Consider the following 18,365-nt stretch of genomic DNA (forward strand, 5'->3'; position numbering starts at 1 on the left):
GTCGTATCCCGTCCGCCAGAACCCAGAAATCGTCCGGCTTTTAAATGACTTCGCTCAATTCTCCAATGCTGATCGGAAAGATCGAGCGCTGGCCTATTGCCGGCAGTTTCACAATCAGCCGTGGTGCCAAGACCGAAGCGGTCACGGTCGTGGCGGAAGTGCGGCAGGGATTTGTAGTGGGCCGCGGCGAATGCGTGCCCTATCCGCGCTATGGCGAGACGCCGGAGGCCACGCTGGATGCGGTGCTGGCGATGCAGATCCCGATCGCCGATGGTCTGGACCGCCAAGGCATTCAGGAGGCGATGCCGCCGGGCGCGGCGCGCAACGCGCTCGACTGCGCGATGCTGGATATCGAAGCCAAGCTCAGCGGCAAGCGAATCTGGGAGTTGCTCGGGCGGCGCGCGCCACAGCCTTGCGTCACCGCCTACACCATCTCGCTCGGCGCGCCTCAGTCGATGGCCGCTGCCGCAGCCAAGGTGGCGCACCGGCCATTGCTCAAGGTCAAGCTCGGCGGCGCCGACGATCCCGCGCGAATCGCGGCGGTCCGCAATGCAGCTCCGCAATCTCAGCTCATCGTCGATGCCAATGAGGCTTGGACCGAGGCCGATCTCGAAGCCAATCTCGCCGCCTGCGCCGCGGCCGGCGTCACCCTGGTCGAGCAGCCGCTGCCCGCGGGAAGGGACGAGGCGCTCGCGCGCATCGATCGTCCAGTTGCCGTCTGCGCCGATGAGAGCGTGCACGACCGTGCCTCGCTCGAGGGACTGCGCGACCGCTATGATGCTGTGAACATCAAGCTCGACAAGACCGGCGGGCTGACCGAGGCGCTGGCGATGGCCGACGCCGCGAACGCGCTCGGCTTCGACATCATGGTCGGCTGCATGGTCGCGACCTCGTTATCGATGGCGCCTGCGATGCTGCTGACCCCGCTGGCGCGATTCGTCGATCTCGACGGGCCATTGTTGCTGGCGGAAGATCGGAACAACGGCCTGCTCTATGACGACAGCCTCGTCTATCCGCCCGACGCTGCGCTCTGGGGATGAAGCGCCACTCTGGTGCGCACCAGCCACATCATCGCGCCCCCGAGCATGGCCATCAGCGCCATCAGGTAATAGACGCCCTGCCCGTAATGAGCATAGACGGGCCCTGACAGCATCGAGGCTGCCGAGCCGATGACACCCGTCGACGCTGCGTAGTAACCCTGACCGCGCGCGGTCATGTGCGCCGGCACATAGCGCACCAGCAGTCCCATCGTGCCGACCAGGGTCACGCCGAAAGTGAAGCCGTGGCTGATCTGGACTGCGATGAGGCCGGCGGCATGCGGCTCCTGCGCCGTCAATAGCCAGCGCAGCACCGCAGCGACCGCGCCGATCATCACCAGGTGCGCCGGAGCCAGCGTGAAGCGCGACGACAGCGCGAACACCACGATCTCGGCCAGCACTCCGAGCGTCCACAGCCCGGCGATGGTAAGACCGGTCAGGCCCTGCGCCCGCCAGTCGATCGCCGAGAATGTATAGAAAGCCGCATGGCTGCCCTGGATCAGCGCCGCCGACAGGATGATGCAGACAAAGCAGGGATCGCGCAGCAGACCGCGACCATCCTTCGCGCTGGCGGCCGCACGGGGCGCACCTTCGAGTCCTTGCAGGCCGAGGCTGACGACGGCGCCAAGCAGGCCGACCGAGACGATGATCCAGATGAGCTTGTCGGGCGCGATGAGGTCGACCAGCCCTCCGCACAACAGTGTGCCAACGATGAAGGCCGCCGATCCCCACAACCGCAGGCGCCCGTAGTCGAGCCCGTAATGCAGCGCGCCGCGCAGCGCATACGCATCGGTCAGCGGCACCAACGGCGTCCACAGGCAACAGATCGCCGCATAGATCAGGAAGACGAGCACAGGCCAGTGCTGAATGCCGAGCAGAGCGAAGCCGAACCCGGTGGCGAAGGCCGACAGCCGCATCGCGCCGCGCAGCGCATGGCGACGTTCCGCCAACGCCGTGACAAGGGGCAGCACGGTGAAACGGGTCACAGCCGGAACAGCGATAATGACGCCGATCCAGGACGCATCAAGGCCGATGGCCCGCAACCATACGGGGAAGAACGGCAAATGGGTGCCCGACAGCACGAACACCGCGCCATAGAACAGCCCCAGCCGGCGCGCGAATCGGCGGGATGTTGCAGCCGATGCAATGGGGATTTGTCCGCCTTGTGGCATCAATTCAATTGCGATTCGGTCAATATCATGGTGATCGTTATGCCAACGCGCAGCGATTTGCGCGACCGAGTTTGCCATGGCCGATGACGTCTTCGCCCTCTCGCCGATCTCCGCCCGCCCGGCCCAGCCGAGCGAGGCCGACTATGAGGCGATCCGCGACGCCTTCATGGAGACCTCGCGCGGCCGCTGGTTTCTCGGCGAATATGCCAAGCGCAACCGTAACGCCGACACCAGCATGGTGCTCGATGCCGTGGCGCGGATCGAGCAAGCCCTCGCCGCGCAGCAGCGCCTGCAGCAGCAGGAAATGCAGGCCGCCCAGGAGGCCGAAGCCAGCGCGCTTCCCGAGGTGCTCGCTGCGATCAGGCATGCGGTCGCAAGCGCCGAAGGGGCCGCCACGGCCGCCCTCGACGGACTCGCGCTCGAGCAGAATCTGGCACCTGTCCGCAAGGGCCTCCGGATCATCAAGGAAATCTCCTGGCGCTGGCGCGAGATTGGTGCCGATTCCCGGATCTGCGACCTGATCGATTCGCAGGTGACGGCGATCGACGCCGCCTGCAACCAGCTCAGCGGCGCCGATCCGCGCGCCGCGATGATCGCTTCATTCGACGTGATCAAGGCGCAGCTCGACGGTTTCGAGCAGGCTGAGGTGACCGCGACGCCGGCCGCCGACGAGGGCGTCGCGCCCGCGGCCGAAATGGCCGAGCAACCGCAGGCATCTGCTCCCGAAAGGAGTGAAGCGACTGCAGATGCAGCCACTGACGTCGCCGCATCCGCGGCACCGACCATGCCTGCCGAAGCCATGGCTGCCGCAGCAGAGCCGATGCTCGACGCTCGGGTTCCCGCTGCAGAGAGCGTGGCGGCGCCTGCGCCGGTCGAGCCGCCGCCTGCGGCCAGCGTCGCCCAGCCGTCCCGCGCTCAGGACACCGTGACCGCGTCGCCCGTCCGGCCGCCCGAGCCGCAGCCCGCACAGGCGCAAGCTCCGGCCGAAATCCCGGCGGCTGCGGCCCCGGCCTCCGCGGCTGCGCCACCTCAAGCGAGTAGCCAACGCGCTGAGGTCATGGATGAAGTTGCGGCGTCACCGGCAGATGACGATCTCGATATCGTGGTCGTCACCAAAGCCGAGGCGGACGCCCATGACGAGGCGATCCTCGAGCTCGTCGCGGCGGAAATGGCCGCGCCCGATGCCGCGGCCGACGACAAGCCATTCAGCCCGACCAGCTCGATTCACTACGACATCGAGGAACCGGTGTCGGTCGACGACGACATCGTCGCCACCTTCGCCGAGCCAATAGCTTCGGTATCCAAGCCTGGGCCCGCGCCAGCGACGGCGATTGTCGCCGCGCCATCGGCACCAGAACCCGTACCGGCCGCGGCCACGGCGCCGCCACCAGCCGCCGCGACATTTAGCGCAGAGCCCCCACCCGCACCCGTTCCGCCGAGCCCTGCCCCGGCGCCCCGGCTCGCGGTCGCGCCGACGCCGCAAGCTCCCGTCGTGCCGCCACAGCCGGTGATGCAGATCATGCAGGAACCGGTCCGGCCTACGCCGGTCGCCCAGCCTGCGCCTGCTGAGCAGCCACGGCCTGCCGCCACGCTTCACCCGATGCCGAAGCCGATCCCGCAACCGTCACTGGGCTCGACATTGCTCGCCAGCGGCATGCTGCAGCGGCCGATCGCTGCGAATGATCCGTTGACGCCGATCCGGCGCATGACCCAGCCGGAAAAGATCGCGTTCTTCTCATAAGCGCGCAGCCGCCAAACACGCGCCGGGCGCTACGCAATCAGCTTTGCGTAAAGATCGGCATCGACATTGCCGCCGGACAGCAGGATCACGATGGTCTTGCCGGCAATGTCGAGACGACCGGCCAGCAGCGCCGCCAGCCCGACCGCCCCACCGGGCTCGACCACCAGCTTCAACTCGCGGAATGCAAAGCCCACGGCGCGGCCGACCTCCTCATCGGAGGCAGCGACCGCGCCCGATAACAGCCGGCTGTTGACAGCAAAGGTGATCTCGCCGGGCATCGCCGCCATCAACGCGTCGCAGATGGTGCGGCCCCTGGCATCATGTGCTTCGCGATGACCCGCACGCAGCGAGCGCGCATGATCGTCGAAGCCCGCCGGCTCGGCCACAATCATCTGGGCTTGCGGAAAGCGCGTCTTGATCGCGACCGACACGCCCGCGAGCAGTCCACCGCCGGAGGCCGGCGCCACCACCAGGTCGGGCGAAACGCCGAGCGCCTGCAGATCCTCGGCAATCTCGCGCCCTGCAGTGCCCTGCCCGGCGATGACAAGCAGATCGTCATAAGGCGGCACGACGGTTGCGCCGCGCTTACCGGCGATCTCGCGGGCGATCGCCTCGCGATCCTCCTTGTCGCGATCGTACAGCACGACCTCAGCCCCATAGGCCTTGGTGCGCTCGCGCTTCGCCGCCGGCGCATCCGAGGGCATCACGATGGTGGCGTGCATGCCGAGCAGTTGCGCCGCATGCGCCACGCCCTGGGCGTGATTGCCGGAGGAGAAGGCGACGACGCCGTTGCCGCGGGCATCCTCGGGAATCGATGACAGCTTGTTGTAGGCGCCGCGGAATTTGAACGATCCGGTCCGCTGCAACACTTCGGGCTTGACGAACACCCTGGCCCCGAGCACCTCGCTCAGCACCGGCGGCGACAACAGCGGCGTACGCACGGCGACGCCGGCAAGCACTTGTGCCGCCGCATCGATATCGGCGGCGGTAACGGTAGGGATCGGCGATTGGACTGTCATGAGCCTGTTGTATCGCGCGCCGCCACGCCGGCGCAAGCTAGGCCACGCAGCTTGGTTGTTCGGCCAGCACATCGACCGGCTCGGATTGCGCCGGCGGAATGGGCAGAATCGCCATATGGTCGATGAAAGCGCGGGTCGAAGCATCCCAGGTGTGATTGGCGGCGAACGCCACACAATCCTGTCGCGAAATCGTGAGCGCGGCGAGGCAAGCCGAACGCAGATCCTCGTCGAGCACGCCCACGTCGGCAGCGCCGATCACGTCGCGTGGGCCGGCCACCGGAAACGCCGCGACCGGCAAGCCCGAGGCGAGCGCTTCGAGCAGCACCAGGCCGAACGTATCGGTACGGCTCGGGAATACGAATACGTCGGCCGCCGCGTACACCTTTGCCAGCGCCTCACCCTGCAAGGCGCCGAGGAAGACCGCATCCGGATAGTCGCGTTCCAGATCGGCGCGCGCCGGCCCGTCGCCGACAATCACTTTGGTGCCTGGTAGATCGAGCGAGAGGAACGCCGCAAGATTCTTTTCCACCGCGACACGCCCGACGCACAGGAACACCGGCTGCGGCAGACAGAGATCGACCTCGCGCGGCCGAAACAGAGTGGTATCGACGCCGCGCGGCCACAGCACGACATTGGCAAAGCCGCGCTGCTTCAATTCGCCTGATAGCGCCGCCATCACGGCCTGGCTCGGCCCGTGAAACCAGCGCAAGCTCGCCCACACCCATGCCTCCGACACCGGCGCACGCGCCGCGACGTAGTCCGGAAAACGGGTATGGAAGCTTGTCGTGAACGGCAGATCATGCTTGCGGCAATGCCGCCGCACCAAAAGGCCGATTGGTCCTTCGGTCGCGATATGGATGCTGTCGGGCCGGCACTCGGCGATCAGCTTCGCGACCTTGGCGGGCCGCGGCAGCGCGAGCCGCACGTCGCGATAGCTCGGCATGGCGAAGGTGCGGAATGATTCCGGCGTCAGGAACACGATCTCGTGGCCGAACGCCTCCGCCGCCTGCGCCATCATGGTCAGCGTCCGGACCACCCCGTTGACCTGGGGATGCCACGCGTCCGTCGCGACCAGGATGCGCATCGATCAGGCGGCGGCCCGTGCCGCCACCTGCGGCGCCGGTGCCTGCAGCCGCATCGGGTCCGCCCAGGTGATGATCTCGAAGCTGCCGTCCTCGTTCTCGGCGAGCGCCGTGCAACTCTCGACCCAGTCGCCGCAATTCATGTAGCGAATACCCTGCTCGTCGCGGATCGTGGCATAGTGGATGTGGCCGCAGATCACGCCATCGGCGCCGTGGCGGCGCGCTTCGGCCGCAAGCGCCGTCTCGAACGCGCCGATATAGTTGACGGCGTTCTTGACCTTCTGCTTGGCCCATTGCGACAGCGACCAGTAGCGCACGCCGAACATGCGCCGGAAGAAGTTGACCAGCCGGTTCATCTGGATCGCGAAGTCATAGGCCTTGTCGCCCAAATGGGCCAGCCAGCGCGCGTTCTGCACGACGAGGTCGAAGATGTCGCCGTGGATCACCAGATAGCGCTTGCCGTCCGCGCCGGTGTGCACGATGTTTTCCACCACGTCGATGCCGCCGAAATGCGTGCCATAATAGCCGCGCAGGAACTCGTCGTGATTGCCCGGCACGTAGACGACCTTGGCGCCTTTGCGCGCCTTGCGCAGCATCTTCTGCACGAGATCATTGTGCGACTGCGGCCAGTGCCAGCTCGACCTCAGCGCCCAGCCATCAACGATGTCTCCGACCAGATAGATGGTATCGGCGTCATGATGGCGAAGAAAATCGACGAGAAGATTGGCCTGCGAGCCCCGGGCTCCGAGATGAACATCGGAGATGAACAACGTGCGAAAGCGCCGGTCTGGGCTCTCGTCACCAGCAGTTTCAATTCCCATGCGCGCCACCTAACAGCTTCTCGTGACATTGCGATGACGAGCAGCATATTCCCGCGGCGGCTCGACCGGCCGCACGCTGCTTCCGCCGCTCACTCAAGGCGACTCAGGGCCCCCCAAGTCACGAGCCCGCGATAACAGCGCGTTGCGACAGTCAGGCGACAGAAGCGGTGCTTTTCTCGGGAATCCCGCTGTTCCCGCGCATAGGAGCCGGACTTTCGATGTGAAGCGCGGCGAGGTGCTCTAGCAGGTCTGCCGAAGCTGCGACGCCTTCGACAACAAACGGCATCGGCCCGATGCACCTGGTCGATCCCGCTGCGGGCATAGTGATCAGCTATTTCCCTGCGCTGACTCGATCGTTTTCCTCAAGAAGCGGCGCGGCCAGCCGTACCGGCGAGGTTTCATGGGCATTCTTCAGACATATTCAGAAATACTTTACGACCGAAGGTCTAAATTTACCGCCTGTCACGCGCATGCAGGCGGATCGAAAACAATTTGGGATTCCAGATCATGACCTGAAAGTCGCCCATTGCCGTGTCTGGCGCCCACTCGCGCCCAAAATTTCTCTTTTAAGTTGATATTCTTATCAGCGGCACCCGATTTTCTCGGCATCCTGCAGCCGCCCAATCGCTCTGTCGACGGCTCGTCCGCCGATCCTACAGCTCTCTTTCTGTTCCAAGCCCAAGGCACGCACAGGCGGCGACCGATGTCGGAACTCACGCTAAAATCAGGCTTTGCTGGCGACACGCCCGCGGAAGGCATCACGCGAGCACGGATTGACACTCTGCTCGTTGCCGCTTTCGCGTCGACCCTATCGATGCTGCACACCGGATTCGTGTTCGGCATCGACAACAACATCTTCCACCTTCCGATCATGGCCGGCCTTTATGACGAGCCGCAATTCCATGATGACGCCTTCATCCAGTCGCTGCGCTACTTCGCGTCCGGCGTCTGGCTGCTGCTAGCTCACGCCGAGCACTACCTCGACCACATTCCGGCGCTCTTTCTCGGTCTCGCGTGGCTATCGCGGCTGCTATCCTTCCTCGGCTTTCTCTGCTGCGCCTCCCTGATCGGCATCACGACGCGCGCCGACAAGATTGTCTTCAGCCTCCTTCTTTGCATCACGAGCTTTCTCGAAGGCGGCAGCTTCGCGGGCCTTGGCGGCCTGTTCTTGAACTACTTCACCCATTCCGAGCTCGCTAACGGCACCATCCTGCTCGCGATCTACGCCGCGGCACGCGGAAGGATCACGACTGCGAGCCTGCTGATCGGTCTGACGTCCTTCATCAATGCCTTCATGGCGGTGTGGCTCGCGGCCATCCTGAGCTTCGTCATCGCGAGCCTGCTCGCCCGACGCGCCATCACTGCAGGCGCGATCTGCCGACAGGCATTGCCGGCATTGCTGCCTTGTGCCTCGCTCGCGCTCCCGGTGCTTGTCAATGTCCTATCGAACCCCGCTCTCGGACAAGCTCTCGATTTCGATTATGTCGCTTATTTGCGCGAATACTTCGCCGAGCATATTCTGATCGACGCGATCCCGGTCTATGACCTGCTCGCTTTGACCGCGCTGGCGCTGCTTGGTCACGTGGCATTGCGTCAGCTTGGCGTTAATGCGCGCGAACTGCGGGCCGCCTATTGCGGCGTGCTTGGGCTGTACGCAGCCGGAATCGTGCTGCCCTATCTGTTTGCTTCGCAGAGCCTTTTCAACCTGCACCTGCTGCGGTCGAGCGCGATCGTCCACCTGCTGGCCGGGCTCGCTGTCGCCGCAGTGGTAACAGGCTGGCTGCGCGACGTGACGAAACCGACCTTCGCACTAGGCAGCATTGCTGTGATCCTGCTGAGCGCACAGACTTACGGCTTCGCCTTGTGCATGCCTCTGTTTGCCACCGCGCCGTTGCTGCTGAAGTTGCAGCCCCTTGCGTCGCCTGCCATGCGCGCGTTCGGCGTCGCTGCAATCGGTTTCGCGGCGCTGATCCTCGCGCCAGTTTCAGCCTGGCAGAATTTCAATGCCAATCGCCTGCTGGTCCGTAGCGTCACCGAATGGACCGAGCTCGGCAACTGGGCGCGGACCGGTACCCCGGAGATGGCGATGTTCTTGCCGCCGCCTCGTCCAGACCGTGACAGTCCGCCGGAGACGTTGCCGGACGCCATCGCCCGATCGCGTGCGGCCGTTTTCGAATCGACCGCCCATCGTCGAATCTGGATCGACTACAAGCGTGGCGCCGCCGCCATGTGGTCGCCGCCCTACTACCACATCTGGCGAACACGATCAGCAGAGATCGCCGCGTTGAAATCGCTCGACCAACGACTGGCCTATGCCGGACAGCATGGCATCGACTACCTGATCGAGCCCTGCGGTGCAGTGCCGGCGACGACCCATCCCCTGTTCGGAACCGCGCGACTATGCGTCCTGCCTGCTCAGCCAATCGCTGCCAACGCAACGCCTTAAGCTCGGCATCGCCACGCCTCCTACCGTGGCACGGTCACCACGCGCAGATTGTTGGTGGTGCCGGCCTGCGCGAAGGGGATGCCGGCGACGACCACCAGAAGATCGGTCGCTTTGGCAAACTCCTGCTCGACCGCGAAGTGCGTGGCGCGCTCGACCATCTCCTCGTAGCTGTTGATGTCCTCCGACAGCACGCTGTGCGCGCCCCACAACAGGCACATGCGGCGGGAGACGTCCTCGTTCGGCGTGATCGCCAGGATCGGCAGGCTCGGCCGCTTGCGGGCGACGCGCGAGGCCGAGGTGCCGCTCGACGTATAAGCCACGATCGCCTTGGCATGGATCGCGGAGGCCAGATCGGCCGCGGCGGTCGCCACCGCATGCGGCGGGGTCTGCTCTTCGCCCGGCTGCGTGGCCTCGATGATCGAACGATACATCTTGTGGCTTTCGGTCGCCTTGATGATGCTGTCCATCATCGCCACCGCCTCGCGCGGATATTGCCCTGAGGCCGATTCCGCCGACAGCATCACCGCATCGGCGCCGTCATAGATCGCGGTCGCGACGTCGGAGACCTCGGCGCGGGTAGGCGTCGGCGCTGCCACCATCGAGTCCAGCATCTGTGTCGCCACGATCACCGGCTTGACCGCCAGGCGACAGGCGCGCACCAGCTCCTTCTGCTTGCCCGGCACGTCCTCATGCGGAATCTCGACGCCGAGATCGCCGCGCGCCACCATGATGGCGTCGCAGAGCTGGATGATGTCGTCGATCTTGTCCAGCGCCGCCGGCTTCTCGATCTTGGCCATCACACCGGCGCGGTTGCCGATCAGGCCGCGCGCCTCGATCACGTCCGACGGCTTCTGCACAAAGGACAGCGCCACCCAGTCGACGCCGAGCTTGAGGCCGAATTCGAGGTCGGAGCGATCCTTCGCCGTCAGCGGCGACAGATCGAGAATGGTGCCCGGCAGGTTGACGCCCTTGTTGTTGGAGATCGCGCCGCCGACCACCACCTTGGCATCGATGTGATCATTGCCGAGCCCGGTGACGCGGACCCGCACGCGGCCGTCATCGATCAGAAGATCGTGACCGGGCGCGACAGCGGCGAAGATCTCCGAATGGTGCAGCGGGATCGACATCTTGTCGCCCTCGGTGCCCTCCAGCACGAAGCGGATGGTCTCACCGGCTTCCACGTTGATCTTCTTGTCGCGCAGGGTGCCGACGCGGATCTTCGGGCCCTGCAGGTCCATCAGGATGCCGATCGGGCGCTGCACCTCCTTTTCGAGGGCGCGGATCGCGGCATGGACCTTGGCGTGATCGCCTTGCGTGCCGTGGCTGAAATTGAGGCGGAAAGTATCCACACCCGCCATGAACAGCGCTTTGAGCATCTCCGGCGTGTTGCTGGCAGGACCAACGGTTGCAACGATCTTGGCCCGACGATGACGACGCATGATGATGTTGCCCTTTCTCCCCTGCCCGATCAGGACGGCCCTGATATCTTCGGTCGGCGTCAGACGTGTGACCGCCTGCGCCGACTCGGCTGTAACACGAATAGTCCTCATGCGCGGCAAGGCAAGCCCGCATGTGGAACCTTTTCGCATGCCGGGAACGGACGAGACGCGGCCCGGTTCCGGTTCGGCGGCTGTGGAAAAGCCGCCGCATTCGGTTGTGGGCGCGCCCTAACACTACCGTCAGACGTTGGAGCCGTGGATGGCGTCGATCACGGCGTCTGTCACCTCCTTCGTCGTCGCCTTGCCGCCGACGTCGGGCGTGAGCACGCCGGCCGCACAGACCTTCTCGACCGCCGCCATCAGCCGGCCGGCCGCATCCTTCTCGCCGAGATGCTCCAGCATCTGCGCTCCGGTCCAGAAGGTTGCGACCGGGTTGGCAATGCCCTTGCCGGTGATGTCGAAGGCCGAGCCGTGAATCGGCTCGAACATCGAGGGGAAGCGACGCTGCGGATCGATATTGCCGGTCGGCGCCACGCCAAGGCTGCCGGCCAGAGCGCCGGCAAGATCGGACAGGATGTCGGCATGCAGATTGGTAGCGACGATGGTGTCGAGGCTTTTCGGATGCAGCGTCATCCGCACCGTCATGGCGTCGACCAGCATCTTGTCCCAGGTCACGTCGGGAAATTCGGCAGCCACTTCGGCGGCGATCTCATCCCACATCACCATGCCATGGCGCTGCGCGTTCGACTTGGTGACGACGGTCAAAAACTTGCGCGGCCGCGACTGCGCCAGCTGAAACGCGTAACGCATGATCCTGGTAACGCCGATACGGGTGAACACGGCGACCTCCGTGCCGACCTCCTCCGGCAGGCCCCTATGCGCGCGGCCGCCCATGCCGGCATATTCGCCTTCGGAGTTCTCGCGCACGATCACCCAGTCGAGATCGCCAACGCCGACATTGCGCAAGGGCGAGGCGACGCCCGGCAGGATCTTGGTCGGCCGCACATTGGCGTATTGGTCGAAGCCCTGGCAGATCGGCAGCCGCAGGCCCCACAGCGTGATGTGATCGGGCACATCGGGTGCGCCGACCGCACCGAAATAGATGGCGTCGAACTTCTTCAGCTCGGTGAGGCCGTCGGCGGGCATCATCGCGCCATGCTTCTTGTAGTAGTCCGAGCCCCAATCGAAGGTCTTGACGGTGAAGCCGATGTCGCCGGCGCGTTTGGCGAGTGCCTCCAGCACGCGGACACCGGCCGAGATCACTTCGGGGCCGATGCCGTCGGCGGGAATGGCGGCGATGGAATAGTGACGCATGAGAAAGCTCCGAGACCAGGGTTCAGTGTGATTGGGCTTGCGCGGCCGGCTCGGCCTTCGCGGACTGCGAGCGAGAGAGCAACAGCGTCAGCATGGCCGAAAGGACGAGCAGAGCGGCGACGAAATAAAGCCCGCCGGCGAAGCTGCCGGTCCGGTCCTTGATCCAGCCGATCATGGCGGGGCCAACGAAACCGCCGAGATTGCCGATGGAGTTGATGGTGGCGATGCCGGCGGCCGCGGCCGAGCCGGACAGGAACATGGTCGGCATGCTCCACAGCGGCGGCTTCGACGAGGAGATGCCGACATTGACCAGGGTGAGCGCGGCAAGCACGGCAACGACGCTGCTCGCGATGCCGGCAAGCGCGAGCCCGATCGCCGAGAGCAGGCAGGCCAGCACCACATGCCAGGTGCGCTCGCCCGTCCGGTCGGAATGCCGCGCCCACCAGATCATGACGACGACGGCGACCGTCGGCGGCACCGCGTTGAGGAAGCCGACTTCGAGCGGCGAGAGGCCAAACTGCTTGATGATCTGCGGCGCCCACACGCCGAGCGTATAGAGGCCTGCGGACGTGCCGAAATAGACCAGCGATAGCGCCAGCACGCGGATGTCGGCGAGACCGCGCCAGAGGCTGTGGCTGGCGACAGCCGCTTTGCTCTTGATCTCTGCAGTCATGGTCCGCACCAGCCAGGCGCGCTCGTCGGCGGCGAGCCATCGCGCCTGCTCCGGACGGTCGGTCATGTAGCCGAGCACGACCAAACCGAGCAGCACGGCCGGCAAAGCCTCGAGCAGGAACAGCCACTGCCAGCCCCTCAAGCCGAGCAGCCCGTCCATCTCCAAGAGCGCGCCCGAGATCGGCGAGCCCAGGACTGTTGACAGCGGTGCCGCGGCCATGAACAGCGCCGTGACGGCGGCGCGCTGCCGCGCCGGAAACCAGTACGACAGATAAAGAATGATGCCGGGGAAGAAGCCCGCCTCGGCAACGCCAAGCAAAAAGCGCAGACTATAGAAGCTGATCGGCCCCTGCACGAAGGCCATCGCGGCGGAGACGAGGCCCCAGGAGATCATGACGCGCGCGATCCACAGCCGTGCGCCGAACTTGTCGAGGGCGAGATTGGACGGCACCTCGAACAGGAAATAGCCCCAGAAGAAGATGCCGGCGCCGAACCCGAACACGGCAGGCGACAGGCCGATATCCTTGTTCATCGTCAGCGCCGCGAAGCCGATATTGACGCGATCGACGAAGGCCACGAAGTACAACAGCATGATGAAGGGGACGATGCGCAAGGTCACCTTGCGCAGCACGCGCGTCTCGAGCTCGTCTGTCGTCACGTGACCTCCCGGAAACCATGTTCTTCTTGCGGTCGGAAGCCTAGACGGTTGCACGGCTGCTTCAATCGGCGTTGGTTTATACAAAAAATTGATATAATCCTCGCGCCGGGAGAGCCTGATCCGATGGACCTGCACCAGCTCCGCTGCTTCGTTGCCGCCGCCGAGGAGCTGCATTTCGGGCGCGCGGCGCAGCGGCTGCAGATGCTGCCCTCCGCGCTCGGCCGCCACATCAAGCTCCTGGAGGAGGATCTGGCGACGCCCCTGTTCATGCGCACCACCCGCGCGGTGTCGCTGACCGAGCACGGCGCGATGCTCCTGCGCGACGCACGCGCCATATTGGGGCACGTCGAGACGATCGAGGCCACTTTCCGCAACCGCTCGCGCGCGCGACCCACGCGGCGGCTGCGCCTTGGCGCCATCGACAGCGCCGCCGCTGGTCTCCTGCCGCCGCTGCTGCACGATTTCCGTGCGCAATTTCCGGAGATCGCGGTGCAGCTTACGGAGGAGAAGACCATCCGCCTGCTGCCGAAGCTTTTGTCCGGCGCGCTCGATCTCGCCTTCGTGCGTCCGCCGGAGCGGACCGACAAGCGGCTCGAATTCCGCCCGTTGTTGATGGAAACGGCTGTCGTGGCGCTGCCGCAGCGCCACAGACTGGCCAAGCGCAGCTCGATCTCGCTTGCGGAGATCGCCGGCCAGCCGCTGATCGTGCCGGACCGCCGCTCGCGGCCGCACAGCCATGACCTCACCATGAAGCTGTACGAAGAGGCCGGGCTTGCGCCTGACGTGGCCCAGGTCGCGGACGAGAAGCAGACCATCGTCAACCTGGTCGCGGCGCGGCTTGGGGTTGCGATCGTGCCGCGCTGGACCTCGCGGCTTGCAATTGCCGGCGTCCGCTTCGTGCCCTTGCGGCTGAAGCGCGGCAGCACCATCGGCCGGCTGCCGCTGGCGGCGGCCTGGCTGCGCGGCTCCGGCGATCCGGTGCGCGATGCCATCCTGTCCGTTCTCGACGCGCGCCTGAAGAGCTACGCGCGCGGCGCCTGACATCGGCCCTCATCCCGGCAGCGGCGTTTCGACGACGTCGAGCAACGCGCCCAGCCCATGGCGCAGCCCGCGCATCGGCGCCTGCTCCGAGGACAGCCCGAACGCGAGCAGCGAGCGGCCGGTCACCTCATAGACATGACCGAACGGAAACGACGGCAGTTGCGCGTCGGGCTGGTTGGTGTCGAGCAGAAACAGCCAGTTGCGCCCATCCGGCACGGCCGGCAGCATGAACTTCACCACGTCGTAATGGGCGTTGTAGATCAGCAGCAAGGTCGCGTCCGAGCCCCGCCGCTTGATGCCGGTCTCCTGGGCCCGGCCGTCCAGCAGCATGCCGAAGCAGCGTGCATTGCCGTCGTTCCACTGCTCGTCCGTCATCTCCTCGCCTGATGGCGCAAGCCAGGTGACATCCTTGACGTCGAGCTCCTCATTGTGCGACCCGACCAGGAATCGACTGCGATAGAGAATCGGGAACGCCTTGCGCATCGCAATCAGCTTGCGCGTGAACTCGCGCAAGGCTCGCCCCTGCGGCGATATTCCCATCCAGTCGAGCCAGGTGGTCTCGTTGTCCTGCGCATAGGCGTTGTTGTTGCCGTTCTGCGAGTGGCCGAACTCGTCCCCGGCGAGCAGCATTGGTGTGCCGTGCGACAGCAACATGGTAGCAAGCAAATTGCGCTTCTGCCGCTCGCGCAAGCTGACGATCTCCGGATCATCGGTCGGGCCTTCCACGCCGCAATTCCAGGAATGGTTGTTGCTGTGGCCGTCGCGATTGTCCTCGCCATTCGCCTCGTTGTGCTTGTCGTTGTAGGAGACGAGATCGTTGAGCGTGAAGCCGTCATGCGCGGTGATGAAGTTCACGCTCGCCCACGGCCGGCGCCCGCGCTTGTTGAAGAGGTCGCCGGAGCCGGAGATGCGCTTGGCGAGATCGGCCATTGCACCGGAGTCGCCCTTCCAGAACGCGCGCGTGGTGTCGCGGAATTTGTCGTTCCATTCGGCCCAGCCGGGCGGAAACTGCCCGACCTGGTAGCCGCCCGGCCCGATATCCCAGGGCTCGGCGATCAGCTTGACGCTGGAGAGGACCGGGTCCTGGCGGCAGGTATCGAGGAAGCCTCCGCCCTCATCGAAGCCGTAGGGCTCGCGGCCCAGGATGGTGGCGAGATCGAAGCGGAAGCCGTCGACCCGCATCTCGGTCGCCCAGTAGCGCAGGGAATCCGCGACGAGCTGCAGCACGCGCTGATGCGACAGATTCACCGTGTTGCCGGTGCCGGTGTCGTTGATGTAGTAGCGCCTCTGGTCGGGCAGCAGCCGGTAATAGCTCGCATTGTCGATGCCCTTGAACGACAGCGTCGGCCCGAGCTCGTTGCCTTCGGCGGTGTGGTTGTAGACGACGTCGAGAATCACCTCGATGCCATGGGCATGAAACTGGTTGACCATGGCCTTGAACTCGGTCGCGAACGGCGTCAGCATGTAGCGCGGCTCGGGCGCGAAGAAGCCGATCGTGTTGTAGCCCCAGTAGTTGCGCAGGCCCTTGTCGACCAGATAGCTGTCGTCGATGAAGGCATGGATCGGCAGCAGCTCGGCCGAGGTGATGCCGAGGGAGCGCAGATAGGCTGGAATCTCCGGATGGGCGAGACCGGAGAAGGTGCCGCGCTCGGCCTCCGGCACCATCGGATGCAGTTTGGTGAAGCCTTTCACGTGCATCTCGTAAAAGATGGTGCGCTCCCAGGGGATCTCCGGCTTGCGCGCCGTGCCCCAGGTGAAGGCGGGATCGATCACCCGGCACTTCAGCATCAAGGGCGCACTGTCGCGCTCGTCAAAAGACAGATCCTTGTCGGCATGGTCGAGCTGATAGCCGAACAGCTCCGGCCCCCAGCGTAGGCTACCGACGAGCTGCTTGGCATAGGGATCGATGACGAGCTTGTTCGGATTGAACCTGTGCCCGGCATCGGGCTCATAGGGTCCGTGCACGCGGTAGCCGTAGACCGTGCCGGGCCGTGCCGTCGGCAGATAGCCGTGCCAGACCTCGTCGGTATATTCGGGGAGTTCGATCCGCTCGATCTCGGTCTCGCCGGCATCGTCGAACAGGCACAGCTCGACCTTGGTGGCGTGCGCCGAAAAGACCGCGAAGTTGACGCCGAGCCCGTCCCAGGTCGCACCGAGCGGAAACGGCCTGCCCTCAGTCACTTTGGACCTGCGCAGGTTTGCTGCCGCCTGCACCAGTGCGTCGCGGCGGTCGGTCGTCTGGTCCATGACGTCCGTTCCCTGCTCTGGCAGTCTAGACCGGCGTTTCGCTCGCGGTGCTCAGCTCAGTCACGGCCGGATCGCTGGCCACCGATGCGATCACGGCGGCGGGCGGCGTCTGCTCATGCGTCGACAGCTTGCGGGCCTTTTGCAGATGGACCTCCTTGGCAAGCGCGGTGATCGAATTACCGATCCGGCCGACGAGATCGGTGAGTTCGGCCTGGGAAACACCGAGACGCTTGGTGACGACGCGCATCTGAATCCGGTCGTTGAGATCGAGCTTGTTGCGAATGGGCTGAATCTTGGGACGATGCATGGGGCTCCTCCTGCGATACGGTAACAGCGGCTGCCGGGTTTGGTTCCAGTGACTGCACCAGCTGTACAACGACCTCATGACATCTCGTTCTCGCGGCGCGATCGCGTCCGAGCTGTGGGGCGGTACTCACCCTCTAAGACAGAGGGTGCAGGGAAGGCCGGATGCAAGGCCTGCACCCATGGCCCGCCTGCAGAAGAAAAGCAGGCGGCAGTCACCACAGGTACGGCCGAACACCGGCCCTCCCTGCGCTATGGTTTGACGGCTTATACGTGGTCTCCCCAGGGACCGGCTCTCTTGCCCCCGTCGCCCGCGCAACGTCCGCGCCGGCTTGACCTCGGCACCGGGAGACCAGGACCACACGATTTCACCGTGCATGGCGAAGCGTTCGTCCGCATGATTGGATCATGCTGCGCCCACCACACCCACCGCATCCGCCCTCGCGTGTCGTGACGATCGCGATACGCCCCTCCGTGCCGAGCGCGGACGAGGCACTATAAGCACAAATTCCGAAAAAACGAAAGAGAAATTTTCGTGCAGAAGAGCACCTCAGTGGCTACTGACCTGAGGCGACTTGAAAATTAGATTTTTGCGAGCGCGACAAGACGGCCCGTGCGCCTCAAACCCTGAGCTTCAAGCGTGACTGCGCGGCCCCGCCGCCCATCGGTCGCACCTTGGCTAGCCTTGTTGGAACGGCCGCAAAGGCGGGTGTCGGAGCAAAGCGGTCCAGACTCGCCTCGCGGTCGGATTGCCGGTTTTGGCACCTTAGCAAACCATCTCCCCACTTCCACTTGTGGACCCATCAGGGAAGTGGCGACATGCCTCATCGAGGTCCGCTGGGGCGCTGCGGACCAGATTTTGCTCACCTCGAGTTCTTCGCATTCTAACCCGAAGCGGACTTGTTCGCGGCGTAGTACTGCCTGCCTAGACGGTACAAAACCGCACGACCGCGGCTGATTTGTGCCGCAATTGACGCTTGCAGCGCGCGGCCGCTCGATAGCTAAGTCTTTGACGACGGCATCAATTGCAATGTGGCATTTTGGGCGAACAAGACATGATGATACATGATGACCCGTGGTTTGCGCTCTGGATGACCTTTCGTTTGTTCATTCACTGGCTTGCGGACCTTGTGCTTCATGCCAGCGAGCATATCCCTATTCTCATCGTCCTTTCGATGCTCGGTTATATTGGTTTCGAATGCTTCCGAGCCTTTATTCGTCAGCGTCGCCGATTGGCCGACGACCACTATAGAGACCTGTCGTCCTGAGTTCCGCTTGTGGCCCGAATGCGAAGTCTAAGGGGGCGCCGAACAGTGTGCTTATCCGGGTAGACCGGAAATGGCGATGCACCCGCGAGCAATAGCCTGTGCGGG

Annotated in this window: 15 protein-coding genes; 6 read left to right on the plus strand and 9 right to left on the minus strand. The window is 64.8% G+C overall.

Annotated elements, in window-relative coordinates; genetic code table 11:
- Positions 1 to 44: 44 nt before the first annotated feature.
- Positions 45 to 1,040, plus strand: a complete 996-nt coding sequence (gene dgcA, locus P6U24_RS27320) for an N-acetyl-D-Glu racemase DgcA (RefSeq protein ID WP_407155548.1) — start codon at positions 45 to 47, stop codon at positions 1,038 to 1,040.
- On the opposite strand, the gene P6U24_RS27325 is transcribed toward dgcA, so the two are convergent.
- Positions 1,010 to 2,209, minus strand: a complete 1,200-nt coding sequence (locus P6U24_RS27325; protein WP_407155549.1) for an MFS transporter — start codon at positions 2,207 to 2,209, stop codon at positions 1,010 to 1,012. The genes dgcA and P6U24_RS27325 overlap by 31 nt on opposite strands.
- A 76-nt stretch (positions 2,210 to 2,285) precedes the next feature.
- Here P6U24_RS27325 and P6U24_RS27330 point away from each other — a divergent pair, with 76 nt between their 5' ends.
- Complete coding sequence (locus P6U24_RS27330; protein WP_407155550.1) at positions 2,286 to 3,950, plus strand: hypothetical protein; 1,665 nt, start codon at positions 2,286 to 2,288, stop codon at positions 3,948 to 3,950.
- 29 nt (positions 3,951 to 3,979) lie between these two features.
- Here the strand turns inward: P6U24_RS27330 and P6U24_RS27335 are convergent, their stop codons facing one another.
- From P6U24_RS27335 to P6U24_RS27345, 3 genes are read right to left on the minus strand one after another with little or no spacing between them, the layout of a single operon-like run.
- On the minus strand, positions 3,980 to 4,969 hold the full coding sequence (locus tag P6U24_RS27335; RefSeq protein WP_407155551.1) for a threonine/serine dehydratase: 990 nt from the start codon (positions 4,967 to 4,969) through the stop codon (positions 3,980 to 3,982).
- A 37-nt stretch (positions 4,970 to 5,006) separates the two neighbouring features.
- Positions 5,007 to 6,053 (minus strand): glycosyltransferase family 4 protein, encoded by a 1,047-nt coding sequence (locus P6U24_RS27340; protein ID WP_407155552.1) that lies wholly within the window; start codon positions 6,051 to 6,053, stop codon positions 5,007 to 5,009.
- 3 nt (positions 6,054 to 6,056) lie between these two features.
- Complete coding sequence (locus tag P6U24_RS27345) at positions 6,057 to 6,872, minus strand: UDP-2,3-diacylglucosamine diphosphatase (protein ID WP_407155553.1); 816 nt, start codon at positions 6,870 to 6,872, stop codon at positions 6,057 to 6,059.
- 293 nt (positions 6,873 to 7,165) lie between these two features.
- Here P6U24_RS27345 and P6U24_RS27350 point away from each other — a divergent pair, with 293 nt between their 5' ends.
- Positions 7,166 to 7,447, plus strand: a complete 282-nt coding sequence (locus P6U24_RS27350) for a hypothetical protein (RefSeq protein WP_407155554.1) — start codon at positions 7,166 to 7,168, stop codon at positions 7,445 to 7,447.
- Positions 7,448 to 7,686: 239 nt separating this feature from the next.
- A complete protein-coding gene (locus P6U24_RS27355; RefSeq protein ID WP_407155555.1) occupies positions 7,687 to 9,318 on the plus strand; it encodes a hypothetical protein in 1,632 nt (543 codons plus the stop codon).
- Positions 9,319 to 9,338: 20 nt separating this feature from the next.
- Here the strand turns inward: P6U24_RS27355 and pyk are convergent, their stop codons facing one another.
- The 3 genes from pyk to P6U24_RS27370 all read right to left on the minus strand — a co-directional run bounded on the left by pyk (position 9,339) and on the right by P6U24_RS27370 (position 13,401).
- Positions 9,339 to 10,757, minus strand: a complete 1,419-nt coding sequence (gene pyk / locus P6U24_RS27360; protein WP_407155556.1) for a pyruvate kinase — start codon at positions 10,755 to 10,757, stop codon at positions 9,339 to 9,341.
- A 240-nt stretch (positions 10,758 to 10,997) separates the two neighbouring features.
- Positions 10,998 to 12,071, minus strand: a complete 1,074-nt coding sequence (locus P6U24_RS27365; protein ID WP_407155557.1) for a tartrate dehydrogenase — start codon at positions 12,069 to 12,071, stop codon at positions 10,998 to 11,000.
- A gap of 22 nt (positions 12,072 to 12,093) precedes the next feature.
- Positions 12,094 to 13,401, minus strand: a complete 1,308-nt coding sequence (locus P6U24_RS27370) for an MFS transporter (protein WP_407155558.1) — start codon at positions 13,399 to 13,401, stop codon at positions 12,094 to 12,096.
- 123 nt (positions 13,402 to 13,524) lie between these two features.
- On the opposite strand from P6U24_RS27370, the gene P6U24_RS27375 reads away from it, so the two are divergent.
- Complete coding sequence (locus P6U24_RS27375; RefSeq protein WP_407155559.1) at positions 13,525 to 14,442, plus strand: LysR family transcriptional regulator; 918 nt, start codon at positions 13,525 to 13,527, stop codon at positions 14,440 to 14,442.
- A 9-nt stretch (positions 14,443 to 14,451) separates the two neighbouring features.
- Here the strand turns inward: P6U24_RS27375 and glgX are convergent, their stop codons facing one another.
- Together glgX and P6U24_RS27385 are read right to left on the minus strand one after the other, a co-directional pair.
- Positions 14,452 to 16,689, minus strand: a complete 2,238-nt coding sequence (gene glgX / locus P6U24_RS27380; RefSeq protein ID WP_407155560.1) for a glycogen debranching protein GlgX — start codon at positions 16,687 to 16,689, stop codon at positions 14,452 to 14,454.
- Between the two features lie 25 nt (positions 16,690 to 16,714).
- The gene (locus tag P6U24_RS27385) at positions 16,715 to 16,996 is read right to left on the minus strand and encodes a DUF3606 domain-containing protein (RefSeq protein WP_407155561.1); all 282 of its coding nucleotides are present in this window, start codon (positions 16,994 to 16,996) and stop codon (positions 16,715 to 16,717) included.
- A gap of 1,051 nt (positions 16,997 to 18,047) precedes the next feature.
- On the opposite strand from P6U24_RS27385, the gene P6U24_RS27390 reads away from it, so the two are divergent.
- Positions 18,048 to 18,260, plus strand: coding sequence for a hypothetical protein (locus P6U24_RS27390; RefSeq protein WP_407155562.1), 213 nt, complete (start codon positions 18,048 to 18,050; stop codon positions 18,258 to 18,260).
- Positions 18,261 to 18,365: the final 105 nt, after the last annotated feature.

The sequence above is a fragment of the Bradyrhizobium sp. STM 3557 genome, from assembly GCF_045571465.1.
Taxonomy (GTDB): domain Bacteria; phylum Pseudomonadota; class Alphaproteobacteria; order Rhizobiales; family Xanthobacteraceae; genus Bradyrhizobium.

Bases quoted from the DNA above. Each gene is read 5' to 3' on its own strand.
- dgcA (WP_407155548.1), top strand. From the start codon at position 45: ATGACTTCGCTCAATTCTCCAATGCTGATCGGAAAGATCGAGCGCTGG.
- P6U24_RS27325 (WP_407155549.1), bottom strand. From the start codon at position 2,209: ATGCCACAAGGCGGACAAATCCCCATTGCATCGGCTGCAACATCCCGC.
- P6U24_RS27330 (WP_407155550.1), top strand. From the start codon at position 2,286: ATGGCCGATGACGTCTTCGCCCTCTCGCCGATCTCCGCCCGCCCGGCC.
- P6U24_RS27335 (WP_407155551.1), bottom strand. From the start codon at position 4,969: ATGACAGTCCAATCGCCGATCCCTACCGTTACCGCCGCCGATATCGAT.
- P6U24_RS27340 (WP_407155552.1), bottom strand. From the start codon at position 6,053: ATGCGCATCCTGGTCGCGACGGACGCGTGGCATCCCCAGGTCAACGGG.
- P6U24_RS27345 (WP_407155553.1), bottom strand. From the start codon at position 6,872: ATGGGAATTGAAACTGCTGGTGACGAGAGCCCAGACCGGCGCTTTCGC.
- P6U24_RS27350 (WP_407155554.1), top strand. From the start codon at position 7,166: ATGCACCTGGTCGATCCCGCTGCGGGCATAGTGATCAGCTATTTCCCT.
- P6U24_RS27355 (WP_407155555.1), top strand. From the start codon at position 7,687: ATGCTGCACACCGGATTCGTGTTCGGCATCGACAACAACATCTTCCAC.
- pyk (WP_407155556.1), bottom strand. From the start codon at position 10,757: ATGCGTCGTCATCGTCGGGCCAAGATCGTTGCAACCGTTGGTCCTGCC.
- P6U24_RS27365 (WP_407155557.1), bottom strand. From the start codon at position 12,071: ATGCGTCACTATTCCATCGCCGCCATTCCCGCCGACGGCATCGGCCCC.
- P6U24_RS27375 (WP_407155559.1), top strand. From the start codon at position 13,525: ATGGACCTGCACCAGCTCCGCTGCTTCGTTGCCGCCGCCGAGGAGCTG.
- glgX (WP_407155560.1), bottom strand. From the start codon at position 16,689: ATGGACCAGACGACCGACCGCCGCGACGCACTGGTGCAGGCGGCAGCA.
- P6U24_RS27385 (WP_407155561.1), bottom strand. From the start codon at position 16,996: ATGCATCGTCCCAAGATTCAGCCCATTCGCAACAAGCTCGATCTCAAC.
- P6U24_RS27390 (WP_407155562.1), top strand. From the start codon at position 18,048: ATGATGATACATGATGACCCGTGGTTTGCGCTCTGGATGACCTTTCGT.